The organism is Acetobacterium paludosum (genome assembly GCF_008086595.1).
In the GTDB taxonomy this organism is placed as follows: domain Bacteria; phylum Bacillota; class Clostridia; order Eubacteriales; family Eubacteriaceae; genus Acetobacterium; species Acetobacterium paludosum.
The window spans coordinates 50,268-62,313 of the sequence record NZ_RXYA01000013.1; the positions used below are offsets into that span (position 1 = coordinate 50,268).

Annotated in this window: 16 protein-coding genes and 1 pseudogene; 2 read left to right on the plus strand and 15 right to left on the minus strand. The window is 35.7% G+C overall.

The window, feature by feature from the left end:
• Positions 1-16: 16 nt before the first annotated feature.
• A complete protein-coding gene (locus FZC41_RS13185; RefSeq protein ID WP_148567886.1) occupies positions 17-298 on the plus strand; it encodes a hypothetical protein in 282 nt (93 codons plus the stop codon).
• Positions 299-468: 170 nt separating this feature from the next.
• Here FZC41_RS13185 and FZC41_RS13190 read toward each other — a convergent pair whose 3' ends face one another.
• The 3 genes and pseudogenes from FZC41_RS13190 to FZC41_RS17920 all read right to left on the minus strand — a co-directional run bounded on the left by FZC41_RS13190 (position 469) and on the right by FZC41_RS17920 (position 1,974).
• Positions 469-1,218: a GNAT family N-acetyltransferase gene (locus tag FZC41_RS13190; protein WP_148567887.1), complete on the minus strand. Its 750-nt coding sequence runs from the start codon at positions 1,216-1,218 to the stop codon at positions 469-471.
• Between the two features lie 155 nt (positions 1,219-1,373).
• Positions 1,374-1,883 (minus strand): annotated as a pseudogene (locus tag FZC41_RS13195) (helix-turn-helix transcriptional regulator); the annotation flags it as partial.
• On the minus strand, positions 1,843-1,974 hold the full coding sequence (locus tag FZC41_RS17920; protein ID WP_423243689.1) for a hypothetical protein: 132 nt from the start codon (positions 1,972-1,974) through the stop codon (positions 1,843-1,845). The gene FZC41_RS17920 and the pseudogene FZC41_RS13195, both read right to left, overlap by 41 nt.
• 120 nt (positions 1,975-2,094) lie before the next feature.
• Here FZC41_RS17920 and FZC41_RS13200 point away from each other — a divergent pair, with 120 nt between their 5' ends.
• On the plus strand, positions 2,095-2,586 hold the full coding sequence (locus FZC41_RS13200) for a cysteine hydrolase family protein (RefSeq protein WP_148567889.1): 492 nt from the start codon (positions 2,095-2,097) through the stop codon (positions 2,584-2,586).
• Here the strand turns inward: FZC41_RS13200 and FZC41_RS13205 are convergent.
• From FZC41_RS13205 to FZC41_RS13260, 12 genes are all read right to left on the minus strand, one after another.
• Positions 2,558-2,740 (minus strand): hypothetical protein, encoded by a 183-nt coding sequence (locus FZC41_RS13205; protein WP_148567890.1) that lies wholly within the window; start codon positions 2,738-2,740, stop codon positions 2,558-2,560. The two genes, FZC41_RS13200 and FZC41_RS13205, sit on opposite strands and share 29 nt — an antisense overlap.
• A gap of 438 nt (positions 2,741-3,178) precedes the next feature.
• A complete protein-coding gene (locus FZC41_RS13210; protein ID WP_148567891.1) occupies positions 3,179-3,991 on the minus strand; it encodes a hypothetical protein in 813 nt (270 codons plus the stop codon).
• Positions 3,992-4,171: 180 nt separating this feature from the next.
• The gene (locus FZC41_RS13215; protein WP_148567893.1) at positions 4,172-4,927 is read right to left on the minus strand and encodes a transposase; all 756 of its coding nucleotides are present in this window, start codon (positions 4,925-4,927) and stop codon (positions 4,172-4,174) included.
• A 75-nt stretch (positions 4,928-5,002) separates the two neighbouring features.
• Positions 5,003-5,131 carry a hypothetical protein gene (locus tag FZC41_RS17740; RefSeq protein WP_279235188.1) on the minus strand — a complete coding sequence of 43 codons (129 nt, stop codon included), beginning with the start codon at positions 5,129-5,131 and terminating at the stop codon, positions 5,003-5,005.
• 17 nt (positions 5,132-5,148) lie between these two features.
• Entirely contained in the window at positions 5,149-5,721 is a 573-nt protein-coding gene (locus FZC41_RS13225) for a flavin reductase family protein (RefSeq protein ID WP_148567895.1), read from the minus strand.
• A gap of 54 nt (positions 5,722-5,775) precedes the next feature.
• The gene (locus tag FZC41_RS17660) at positions 5,776-6,045 is read right to left on the minus strand and encodes a hypothetical protein (protein WP_243136723.1); all 270 of its coding nucleotides are present in this window, start codon (positions 6,043-6,045) and stop codon (positions 5,776-5,778) included.
• Positions 6,046-6,087: 42 nt separating this feature from the next.
• Entirely contained in the window at positions 6,088-6,699 is a 612-nt protein-coding gene (locus tag FZC41_RS13235; protein ID WP_243136724.1) for an REP-associated tyrosine transposase, read from the minus strand.
• Positions 6,700-6,817: 118 nt separating this feature from the next.
• A complete protein-coding gene (locus tag FZC41_RS13240; RefSeq protein WP_148567897.1) occupies positions 6,818-7,327 on the minus strand; it encodes a hypothetical protein in 510 nt (169 codons plus the stop codon).
• A 45-nt stretch (positions 7,328-7,372) separates the two neighbouring features.
• Positions 7,373-8,020: a hypothetical protein gene (locus tag FZC41_RS13245; protein ID WP_148567899.1), complete on the minus strand. Its 648-nt coding sequence runs from the start codon at positions 8,018-8,020 to the stop codon at positions 7,373-7,375.
• A gap of 662 nt (positions 8,021-8,682) precedes the next feature.
• Positions 8,683-9,309 (minus strand): HNH endonuclease, encoded by a 627-nt coding sequence (locus FZC41_RS13250; RefSeq protein WP_148567901.1) that lies wholly within the window; start codon positions 9,307-9,309, stop codon positions 8,683-8,685.
• Positions 9,302-9,898: a hypothetical protein gene (locus FZC41_RS13255; RefSeq protein ID WP_148567903.1), complete on the minus strand. Its 597-nt coding sequence runs from the start codon at positions 9,896-9,898 to the stop codon at positions 9,302-9,304. Before FZC41_RS13255 ends, FZC41_RS13250 begins: the two co-directional genes overlap by 8 nt.
• A complete protein-coding gene (locus FZC41_RS13260; protein ID WP_205737079.1) occupies positions 9,898-12,045 on the minus strand; it encodes a sensor histidine kinase in 2,148 nt (715 codons plus the stop codon). The genes FZC41_RS13255 and FZC41_RS13260 overlap by 1 nt, the downstream gene beginning before the upstream one ends.
• Between the last annotated feature and the right edge of the window lies 1 nt (position 12,046).

Consider the following 12,046-nt stretch of genomic DNA (forward strand, 5'->3'; position numbering starts at 1 on the left):
TCGAGAGGTAAAAAACATGGTTCGAATTTGGGGAAAACTCATGAAAAACAATAAATTTCGGGTAGAAAAAGTTGTCGAAATTGATAACAAATCCTTGAATATAAATGATAAAATCCAAGCTGCTTTAGAGACGATCTGCTATGACTTTGATTTGGAAAAACCAATGTGGTTTGACAAAAACACAAAAGAACTTAACCAGATTTCCAAAACATCTTTTCGCGAAGACCAGTTTATTGAGCCCATTTGGTTTGATTATTTAGAAATCGAAATTATAGACGATCGTAAAAAGAAAGCCTAAATACACTGGATGATCTGAAAATAAAAATGTCAAACATAAATCGGGGATGTTTCATTTGACATGTGCATCCCTTTAATACCCACACTACCATTATCTTGCCCAGCCGCAGTATCCAGCTCAACTGCGGAGACTTCCACCGAGTTCCCAGGACAAACGAAATGTCTCCCATGTCACTTTTTGAGTATTCTCTTTAAGTAGGCGACATCTAACAAATTCACGGTCTCAAATTTTCCTTTATAAAACACCCCCCAGTTATTGAAAACGCAAGGCAGTTCCTTTGCTTTTTGTAGCGTATCCACTTGAATTAAAGATACCGGAACCTCATTTGTTTCACAATACTGCTTAATCTTCTCAATGTTTTGATAGATATAGGGGCATTGCATATCGTAATAAATTGTGAGCTCCTTACTATCAATTTCTTGGTTTTTAACATTTTGTGCGAACTTTGGCGTTGTTCCGTCAAATGAAAGTGCCAGCAATTCATATCCATTATCGGTGGTATCAACAACCTCAAAGCCGAACCGCTTCACAAATGATTGGTCAGAAAGCCAGGCTTTTTGTTTTTTTGCTCCGAGCATGCAAAGGCCGGATTTACCCTTTTCTTTGGCATCAGCCAAACAATACTCCAGCAGCGATTTCCCATATCCTTTTCCTTTATGACTACCAGAGACCCATAAGCAATACAGATAATAATAGTTGTCCCCCGTTATAGGAACCCAAGCGGTTTCAATCGGCGCATATTCTATAAAAACCGTCGCCTTTTCATTTAATTTTCTAAAGACATGACCTTCATTGAGTCGGTCTGAAAGCCATTGTCGCTTTGCGTCAATACCTTGATGGGGCTTTTTACTGCGAATAATGCAGCATAAATGCTCATTGACAAGATTTTCTGTTGTTAAGTTTACAAAATCAGTATTCATGTGTACCCTCTCTTTACATCTAGACTTGTATTCTTGTTTTTTACCTTAATTGCCAAAGTAGACAAAATATTGCCCATCCATTGATAGGCTTGATAGTTGGAACGGCATAAAAAGGGCAAGACAACTCGTTTGTCTTTTTCGTCTTACTCTATGTATTAACTTTCGTATATGGCAGCGATATCATGTATTCTACGCTTCATTTCGGTGCGGATATGTAATGGCTCTAAACACTCGCATTTATCCCCAAAACTGAAAAGAATATTGTAATGGTATTCGTTCTCGATGAAAGGAAAACTAACAATGAAATGTTCATCACCGTCTGGCGAAAAGTGCTCATAAGGGCAATAATCAAGTACCCTGTCCATGACCGATTTATGAATCCGAATTTTTATTTTTGTCTGCAGTGTTGCCAAAATATCAGTAAAATCTAACTACGGTTTTTGATAATCTCGTGGCGTAAAAAATTTCTCTTGTATTTGTAGGTTTGATATGCGGGATAGTTTAAATAAGCGAAAATCATTTCTTTTATGGCAATACCCTTGCCAATACCAATGACTACTTTTCAATACAAGCTGATACGGCTCAGCTGTTCGTGCGGTTTTATAGCCGTAGCGGTCGGCATATTCAAACGACAGTAGCTTGCTTTCCTGTAAGGCTGTGGGGTGAAACTTTAAACATTTCTGCTAACTCCTGGGCGCCGATGCACTTTTTATCAAGGAGTATCATAATAATGCTAACAAGCCTGTCAACTTTCATCGGATCGCCGCCTTCCCAAATTTCTTGTTATCATTATAGATTGTTGCCATACTGTTGTCAACAATTGCAAGGTATAATAAAAAAGCAAACAAATTAATCGATCTATCAGGAGGAAACACGATGCAGAAAAAAGCTTTAGTAATAATCGATATTCAAAATGACATCACAAAGAATTACAAGGATGTTATTGACCCAATCAATAAAGCCATTGATTGGGCAATCAATAATAATGTTCATGTTATTTATATCAGGCATGAAAATTTATCAGCCGGCACGAGGACTTTTAAACCCAATACACATGGGTCTGAATTAGCTTCAGACTTGAAAATAGTATCAAAAAATGTTTTTACAAAATACAAAGGAAACGCATTAAGCTGTGTAGAATTTACTGACTTTATTAGTAAAAATGAACTATGTGATTTCTACATAGCAGGCGCAGATGCTGTTGCTTGTGTTAAATCAACCTGTTACAACTTACGCAAAGCAAATTATGGCGTTAATGTCCTATCCGATTGCATTACCAGTTATGATAAAAGGAAAATAGACGAAATGCTCCGTTATTATGAAAGTAAAGGTAGTAAAATTATTTGTTTGAATGACCTATTAATTTAAGCTCTTTCCATATTAACTGCAAAGCGGCGGGCATTTTTTTGCCCGCCGCTTTTTCTCGTTTCCTTATAAAATCCTTAAAATGACGAGGGGACGTTTCGTTTGTCATATTCATCTCTTCAATGATGGTGCCCAATTTTTCTCCTTCTTTGATCATAAGAATCCCTTATTAAATGTTGAAAAATAAATAAGTTTGGTATAAATCAATATAAAAATAATTAAGTTCTGCTACCGGCCAGCGCTTTATAACGTTGGCCTCCCAATTTCTTAAATACTGCTTATCCTATAACCAATCTTCGTCTTCGCAACTATGTATTCATAATTTTGAAATAGCAATTATACCATAGCAAGTCATGTCATTTTAATCAAGCACTCTTTCGTTAAATATATAATCATCATGATTAAAATAACACCGTAAATAATTCCTAGATTCCCTGATTCCCTCATTCTTTTTTATATGTTTTGAATGCGTGGCAAGTGAAGCATCCCCCCTTGACATACGCTAACATGACAATTAAAACGTCCCCATGCCACACGATATTTCGACATCAGCATAAATGTTTAACTATTCGACTCACCTTATTTGAAACGGACTTTAGTCATAAAGTTTGTTGCCTCTAAATAACTGACTATACGTCATTTGGCTGTTATAAAAATTGTCGTGATTTCCGTCGGTAAACTGTGACTTGATATCTTCATTTAGATTTGGATCATTTGCGATGATCTGCGGCAGTGTATATGCGTAAAAAAAAGCACGCTTTTCCCACACAACTTCCAAACTTTCTGGATAGGTAAATTCGTCTTTTTCACTAACAAAAATATCAGACTTATTTGTTAGTGTCTTTCTCACAAAGCCATTTGCAATAAACCGTTCTGACTGTTCATGAAAATGCCCAGAACCACAGACCACTAGAATTGTTGTTTCAGGTGGCAAAGCATTCAATTTGAGATTAATATTTTCAAATATTTTATCATCACGTTTCTCGTTGGTTGAATTTGATTTGAAATCATTATCAACCATCCACCAATCCAACATTCCAACTTTAATGTCATTATCAAGACAATAACTATATACAACCGTCATATCAACAGGTCCATCAACTACACCGTATTCATTATATATCTCTTCTCTGGCTTCAATTAGAACACTATCTGGTTTTATATTCGCAATCGCACTCGTAATATCTTCCATCGAATATCCCAGAAACTTATTAAAGTGTGATTCATGAAGGGTTCCTAATAGATACACGGTTTGATTTTGCGGTGTATCAAATGAAGCAACCAAACTGTTTTTATTTAGATGTCGATTCCACAAGAATCCAAGTGTGATAACAGCGAGCAACAGTATTATCAACAGACCGATTAGTATCCTATTTCTGTGTTTATGCTTCTTCTTTGCTGCATTCATTATAAAGCCTCTCCTATTGTAATTACATGAATAAATTTTAGTTACCCTTTTTATTCCTGCTTGTGCTGCCATTTCTGACTTCACTGTCTGCTACTTTTTCAATACACCACATTTTTGTTACCATGACAAACAAAACGATCCTTTGTCACATATGACGAAGGGACGTTTCGTTCGTCATGCTCATCGCTTCACTGCCTGTTCGACTATCATCTTACCCAGTCCCAGCACCCGACTTAATTGACGGATACTGCTGCCTGTTTCCTGCTGAATCTGTCGGATCAACTGGTTTCGCTTTTCAAACGGCAGTTCGCCCAGATTCTTATATTCGCTGTTCTGCCGCAGCTTATCAGTAAGCTGCGCATCACTCCATCTGGTTTTTGGGTTGATTTCCAGACATTTATCCTGATTTTCTTCCTCTGAAAAACGTACAAAATCTGCCACCGTCGGAAAATAATCTTTGATGATCTCAATATCAAGTACAGTCGAATTTCCCTGATAGGCCTGGATAACCTTATCATAACTACTCCATGGATATTCTTCCATTTGGGCAATCATCCCCCCTTTTAAGGGATTTCGGTGAATGTATCGAACCACCGTCATCAGATACTGGTCATCCTCGACGGCTTCACTGTTGAAACGATTCTGGAAAAGATGCCCGGTTCTCCCATATTTGTTATTATGCAATTGGACATATCCAACGGTAATCCTTTTGATGCTGGTACCTAACGCTTCACCTTCTTTGATTAGCAGATGAACATGGTTATCCATAAGACAATAGGCGTATAATTGAAATCCACCAATTTCCCTGGCTTTATTGAGCTTTTCCATAAAAATTGATCGATCCGAGTCATCCAAAAAAATATTTCGTCCATCTATACCTTTCAGTATTACATGGTAAATTCCGGTTATGCTTTTAGCTCGTGCCTGTCTTGCCATTTCAAAGCTCACCTCCTGTTATTTTTTTGCAGTATACCACATTTTAGTTGGCATGACAAACGAAACGTCCCTGTGTCATACCGTCCTTGTACACTCATGCAAATTCATCACGTTGACTGTTCCATCATCATTATAAGTGCCAACCATTAAAACCGGCACTGGATAACCGTACGAAAAAGCGTTTGGACCTAAATTTTTCATCATAATAAACAACCTCCCCCTTAGTTCTTCTCTCTCAACTGAAGTCCGTCGCGGTAAGCATTACCGACCTTCTCACCAACGGACAGATATGACTTATTCATCCAATCAAAAGTGATCGGATGGAATTTTTCAAATGATACCTTGCCATCTTCTCCAAGAATCCGTTCATCCAGACTTACATTGACGATTTCGCCTACCAGTCTCCAGGTTTCCTCATCATAGCTCTTCACTCTGCACTCAACGGCAAAAGGAAGCTCATCGATAATCGGTGCATCTACGAATTCGGACTTTGTTGTATGGAATCCGGACTTCTCAAACTTATCTTCCACTTTATTACCTGTTGTTATACCAAGGTAATCACAGGCAACTTCATTTTCCACATCAGCCATACTTACAACAAAGGAACCTCTAGCAATAATTCCCTTTAACGTATTTCTCTGGGATGCTACGGTAATAGTAATTTCTGTTTCATTCGTGATTCCGCCCCATACCGCTAACATGGCGGTCGGCTTTTCAGCCTCATCATAAGATGAAATCATCAAAACCGGCATCGGTGTGATGTATGGCTTTGCTCCGATATTTTTTCTAGACATAGTTGTCCTCCTTAAATTATGTAATAAATCACAGTTATTTGATGCATTATGCTCTTAACGATATGATTTCTTATAGATTTCAAGATAATCTTCATCTGTAAGCGGTAACGGGTCTGCGGTAATGTCGCCGCCGAGCACCTCGTGTATTCTCTTCGGATACTTTGCGAGCTCTTCTTCCTTGATTCCTGCATTATGACGAAGGGTCGTTTCGTTCGTCATGCTCATCGCTTCACTAGCCTGTTCGACTATCATCTTACCCAGTCCCAGTACCCGACTTAATTGACGGATACTGCTGCCAGTTTCCTGCTGAATCTGTTTGATCAACCGATTTCGCTTTTCAACAGACAATTCGCCCAGATTCTGATATTAGCTGTTATGTCTCAGCATATCAGAAAGCTGTGAATCACACCATCTGTTTTTTTGATTGATTTCTAGACATTTATCCTGATTTTCTTCCTCCGAAAAATGGGCAAAATCTGCAGCCGTCGGAAAATAATCTTTGATGATTTCAATATCAAGTGTAGTCGAATTTACCAGATAGGCTTGGATAACTTTATCATAACTACTCCATGGATATTCTTCCAATCGGGCAACCATCCCCGCGTTTAAGGGATTACGGTGAATGTACCGAACCACCGCCATTAGATTCTGTTCCTCTTCGACAGCTTCACTGCTAAAACGATTCTGAAAAAGATGACCGGTTCGTCCGTATTTATTGTTGTGCAATTGAACATATCCTACTGTAATCCGTTTGATACTGGTACCTAATTCTTCGCCTTCTTTGATTAGTAGATGAACATGGTTATCCATGAGACAATAGGCATATAACTGAAACCCACCAGCTTCCCTGGCTTTATTGAGCTTTTCCATAAAAATTGATCGATCCGAGTCATCCAAAAAAATATTTCGTCCATCCAGTCCTTTCAGTATTACATGGTAAATTCCGGATGTGCTTTTAGCTCGTGCCTGTCTTGCCATTTCAAAGTTCACCTCCTGTTATTTTTTTGAAGTATACCACATTTTAGTTGCCATGACAAACGAAACGTCCCTTTGTCATGGACATCTGTCTTGACTTGGAGGCTTGATTCCAACCATTTTAAGTAAATGTCAAAATAATTTCGGATATATCTATAACTACTAAAATCCAAAATGGTACCCACATCATTGGTTCATCTTTTTCTTTATTAATCGCATCAAACACGATATCTTTTATACCTTCCATTGGTTTTTTTATTATATCGATATATATTCCAATAATAGAAGATGAAACCAATAGCGCTAATTTTACCCATTGTGGTTTTATTTCAATTACCATATCTTTAAGTGGTTCCATAAGTTCCTTATCTTTCGTATTCATGTCATCAATTTGTTCAACTATCGGATCAAATACTGTGTTGGCAGTATTTTTAATTTCGCTCTCAGCCTTATAATTCAAACTGCATTCATATATATCTATTCCTATAAAAATTATTAATATGACAAGCGCTACAGCTGTATACCACTTGCACTTATCACTTGCTCTTTCTAAAAATCCATTTATATATTCACACAAGCACTCAAATGTTATACATATTTTTTCTCCCAATAAGACCACCCAATACTTCATTGCAATCACTCCTCGTATGATACCAATTTCAGTAGATATTTAATATCATTTTAAGAATTTAGAAAAGCTATTTACATTTTGTTCAAGTCTTCTTAATTCATCTCGCATTTCAAATATATCAATTTCAAATTGTATCACATCATCCGGTTTAGCTTGAATATTATAGAACCGCACTTGGTTGTTAACTAAATCAAGGTTGTACGGATAAAACTTACTATTTGCTTTTATGGTCGCAACCATATTAGGGGCGCTGTCTTTTAAAATGACATTAAATCCACCAATACCTCTGTTCTCCATCATTGTTTTCACATTACGTTCATCAAGGTGTTCTATAATATTTCTTGGCATTTTATTGCTAAGAATGATAAATTCATCTTCTTTAAATTGATAATTGTTTTTATTTAGATTGACACGATTTTCTTTTTCTCGACTCAAATCCCCATCTTTGTTATTCGGTTTGTATACAAATCTATCGTTTATTAACCCCAAAAAATAAAACAGATTATCCACACAATAACGATAGTACTGTACTTTATTCACAAATCTACAAACAATTGTCTCATCCGGTTCAAATATAAAATCTATTGAAATCAGCGCTGAAGAAATATAATACTTTAACTGATATGTTGTTTCGACCTCATATGGATAATCTTCTCCATTTTCAGCATAACAACCTTTCGCAAATAATGGCATCTATTTACCTTTCCCTGTATCTATACATTTATTGTTTCAAAGATATTTTATCATAACTTATCTTGTTCGGATACTGCTTACCGACGCAATAGTGCAAAAGTAAACCTCCAAATCCTGTTTGCTTGGAGGCTTGCTTTCAGTTATTTATTGTTTTGTTATATACTTCTGTAGCCTGCTTTGTGGTTTCTCTGGACAATAACATGCCCCAATTTATTACTTTCCGGTAATGGCTTAAGAAATGTGCGTGTCTTATATGTTAAATTCTTATGGCTTATATGCTCGGAAATTTCTTTTTTAGACCTGACTGTTTTACAAAATTTTAGTTTTTTCTTGAAACCGCAGCCCCAGTATTAATAGGTGCCTGGATCTCCAACTTTTTGAATAGAACCGTTTCTCCATTTGTTCAGGCAGTTCTACAGGAAGCTTTTCGATTTCCTGTTCACGAATCTTCTTAAGGTAGTAATAGGACTGTTCTTTGAAACCATTCTGGTCACACCAAGTCTTTACGGGATCACCCCTAACCTGACATTTCGCAATGATTTTTCTCCATTATACCATAATTGAAAAGCCAGGTTTAGCTGAAATAATTTGATTACAACAGGCCTGTTTTGACACTTATAATTTGCCAATTAACAACGGTACAAAGACAATTGCCTACATCTTTACATCATATTCCTTTTAAGCCTTAGTAACTCTATAGCTTCTCCAAGTGCAACACATACTTCAGTATTATCTTTGACTTTACGCCGCAATCCAATCATATTCATCAACAGATAATCAAGCCTATGGATCTCACCATCAAGCCCAAGAGCTTTATAGAATGTTTTTACAGTTTCATTAGAACTATTTTCAACAGAAATTGTTATGTAGTAAAGTTCATTTCTTTTAAATGTATCTTTAATTTTCTCTTCATCAGGATGTATCAATTCTCTATCATCCTCTGGTAAATGAAAAGCGCTTTTTTGATGATTGCAAGAATGACAAGCTAATACGAGATTTTCGATATAACCCGCATCGGATTTCTTGCTAAATGACTTTTCATACAGAAAATGATCAATTTCAAACATTTCTTTGGGTAATATATCAATTGATGCTCCACAGTATGCACATTTATAATTATACGCCTTCATAAATTCTGTTTTATAAGTGTCATCGTTAACTCTAATATAATTATGCATATCTCTAGCCCTTGGATGTGCACTTTTTATTTGATCAGCTACTCCTTGTTTTTTCTCTTTCAATTCTATTATTTTCGCGCAGTATTTAGTCGCTCGGTAGTCATCAACCATCGATCTTCTCCTGTATCTCTCTAAATGCGGAAATTAGATTGTCAATATCCGTTTTAGTAAGTTCATCATATGTTCCAACTCCATATAAAGAATTAATTATTTTTTCTATTAGCGTGCTTTCCCAGCTAGTATTTATTTCTAATTTTTCCGCAAGCCGTCTATATACCAAAATATTATCAATCGCCTTTTCAATATATCCTGGTAAATGTTCAGCATAGTAAGCTGATGCTGTTTTTCCGCAATTTGGATCATATTTCGAGATCGTACCGACACTTTTATCGGCATCATTCTGAGTAATAACAATTACTTCTATAAAAGGATAGTACTTTTTAAGTATAATTTTAAACTCTTCTCCAGAGAATTTGCCTGCTGCAACTGTACGATTTTCGAATAACCTGGAATCAATAAAGATTATATTAGCTACCTGAACTTTAGTATTTCTTATTAAACACTCATATCCATCATCAGGCATAAATTGAATCTCAGAATAATCTGTTTCATACTCAGTGTTTGAGTATTCTGTATCAAGATAGCGTTCCAGCCCAGATTCTGGCGAATCATCAATATATAATATATTGAATTTTTCCATTATATTTTGCCTCCAACTAAAAATTCTATTGAAAATCCATTTTGCCCATTGATCTGTATTATCTCTCCACCTGACATAACCACTGTGTTATTGACAATCCACATGCCTAGACCATGACCATTATTGCGAGTTGTTTCGTGCACCTCTAATATTCTTCTAGGGTTTGAATTGTATTTTTTATCAAGTCCTTTTCCATTATCAATATACATAAAATGAATTTGATCATTGCTTTCGTTCGCAATAATATTTATTTCGAGATGATCTTTATTTTCATTTTGTTGGATACTATTCAAAATCAAATTATCAAAAACAACACGAACAATATCTTCTGACATAAGATAGTAAATATCATCGCTTGTTTGTGCCTTAATTGTAACCCAAGCGTAGTCCCTCTCCCAAATATTTTTGATTTTCAATAGAAAATAGGATATGCTTTGCCACGTAGCCTCGAATTGCCTTTTCTCCACTTCTGAAAGCATTGTATCCATAAATGCTACTATTTTTTTACTTACTTCGTTATTTGATTTAATCAGATAAGGAACGTTCTTATAGGCTTTTTCTATTTTATCAGGGGACAAAAGCTCATCCCACATATCATACTCTTTAAGCGCCAATATAATGTTGTTGCTATTCTCCGCAATTGAATTCCTATCATTTCTCATCTCATGGGCGATAGATGATGCTTTTAAACCAGCAGTAGCCAATACGTTTAAAATTCTAACATCATACTTATAACGTTCTTCAACATTAGCTTTTTCACGCTTATATTCATTGCTCTCTTTTCGATATGTTTTAATCTCAGCTGCTAGTTGTTTAGCTTCTTGAGTAGATAATTGAGATACCGTTATAGGGTTTGAAAGCACCTTATCAGAAACTGGTGTGCGCTTTTCTTCGATTTCAAAATTGTTTTTAACATCAATCTGGCGAATAATGCTTTGGCGATATCTTTCAAATTCTTTTAGACTTGTAAGAATTATTTCAATAAATAATTGGTAATAAATATTTTCATCTAATCCCTGACGATTTGATAAATCTTGTAACACCGAATTTATTTTTTTGTCAATTTCAACTTTACCCGCCAATTGGTTTTCCCGAACTCTCCAAGCCCCTGATGGATGTGATGCAGCAGCCGGTGACTTTCGTGAACGTTTTCCTAAACCGAGCCAGTCCTTTTTCCCTTCATATGCCGAAATACTGAATGCATTTCGATATAAAACTATCCCACCCTTAATAGTTTCGGGCAAGCTTGAGTATTTATATAAAAACTTCTCCATTTCAGTTGAAGTTGAATTTATATTGAAATACATTTCTGCCGAAAAGTCACCTATTTTTTTTAAATTCTCTTTTAGTGCATCGATTGATAAATCAAATTCTTTTGAAGCCTTAAGTTCATCAATCATATCCGTTACGATACAATACTCTCTAGGGTTTACCTCTGAACAATAATTTATTGCATCATCAAGAAATTCATCTGATTGTATTTTAGTGGTAACCACGCATTTATCACTATCATACACTAGTTGAATATTACTTAAGCAGTTCTTACCTAGTTTAGGTACCGGAAAGTACTTTGTAATTACTTTTTCAACAACCGGATGTTTAATTTCAATTTTCATTAAATTATCATTGTATGTTTTAGATATAAACTCTGCGAGATTTTCTACTTTTCTCTTGCTCCATTTTTCTCTCAAGTTACTAATGATGATTCTTGTGCCGCATTCGTTTAATGACTCATCATCACTTAACAATGAACTATTCCAATCAGTTCTCCATACAACGCCTACTGCGCCAGCTTTTTTAGAAAACATTTCAATATTTCTTCCCAATCTTGATAGTGCAAAACGACCTATTCCTTTGGAGCCTGCCAGTATTCTTGTATTATTATTTTTATCTACTACATCATATTTTTTGCTGCTTTTACCAACATGCATCCAGTGTCTCTTAATATCATTAGTGTCCATTCCTATTCCATTATCCGCTATAATTAGTTGTGTTTCTTCAAAAGTCAGTGAAAGAAGTGCTGCTCTTGCATCATAAGAATTTTTAACTAACTCGAGCACTGCTGATTCATCATTAGTAAAATTTTGAACACCCAGGAGTTCAACAATAGTGCTATCTTCAATAATATATTTTAATTCTTCCAACATG

Excerpts from the sequence above, each read along its gene's own strand:
- FZC41_RS13255 (WP_148567903.1), bottom strand. The coding sequence starts at position 9,898 with ATGGAAAAATTCAATATATTATATATTGATGATTCGCCAGAATCTGGG.
- FZC41_RS13185 (WP_148567886.1), top strand. The coding sequence starts at position 17 with ATGGTTCGAATTTGGGGAAAACTCATGAAAAACAATAAATTTCGGGTA.
- FZC41_RS13205 (WP_148567890.1), bottom strand. The coding sequence starts at position 2,740 with ATGATCAAAGAAGGAGAAAAATTGGGCACCATCATTGAAGAGATGAAT.
- FZC41_RS17920 (WP_423243689.1), bottom strand. The coding sequence starts at position 1,974 with ATGAAAGTTGACAGGCTTGTTAGCATTATTATGATACTCCTTGATAAA.
- FZC41_RS13190 (WP_148567887.1), bottom strand. The coding sequence starts at position 1,218 with ATGAATACTGATTTTGTAAACTTAACAACAGAAAATCTTGTCAATGAG.
- FZC41_RS13250 (WP_148567901.1), bottom strand. The coding sequence starts at position 9,309 with ATGGTTGATGACTACCGAGCGACTAAATACTGCGCGAAAATAATAGAA.
- FZC41_RS13225 (WP_148567895.1), bottom strand. The coding sequence starts at position 5,721 with ATGTCTAGAAAAAATATCGGAGCAAAGCCATACATCACACCGATGCCG.
- FZC41_RS13240 (WP_148567897.1), bottom strand. The coding sequence starts at position 7,327 with ATGAAGTATTGGGTGGTCTTATTGGGAGAAAAAATATGTATAACATTT.
- FZC41_RS13235 (WP_243136724.1), bottom strand. The coding sequence starts at position 6,699 with ATGGCAAGACAGGCACGAGCTAAAAGCACATCCGGAATTTACCATGTA.
- FZC41_RS17740 (WP_279235188.1), bottom strand. The coding sequence starts at position 5,131 with ATGATGAAAAATTTAGGTCCAAACGCTTTTTCGTACGGTTATCCAGTG.
- FZC41_RS13260 (WP_205737079.1), bottom strand. The coding sequence starts at position 12,045 with ATGTTGGAAGAATTAAAATATATTATTGAAGATAGCACTATTGTTGAA.
- FZC41_RS13215 (WP_148567893.1), bottom strand. The coding sequence starts at position 4,927 with ATGGCAAGACAGGCACGAGCTAAAAGCATAACCGGAATTTACCATGTA.
- FZC41_RS13245 (WP_148567899.1), bottom strand. The coding sequence starts at position 8,020 with ATGCCATTATTTGCGAAAGGTTGTTATGCTGAAAATGGAGAAGATTAT.
- FZC41_RS13200 (WP_148567889.1), top strand. The coding sequence starts at position 2,095 with ATGCAGAAAAAAGCTTTAGTAATAATCGATATTCAAAATGACATCACA.
- FZC41_RS13210 (WP_148567891.1), bottom strand. The coding sequence starts at position 3,991 with ATGAATGCAGCAAAGAAGAAGCATAAACACAGAAATAGGATACTAATC.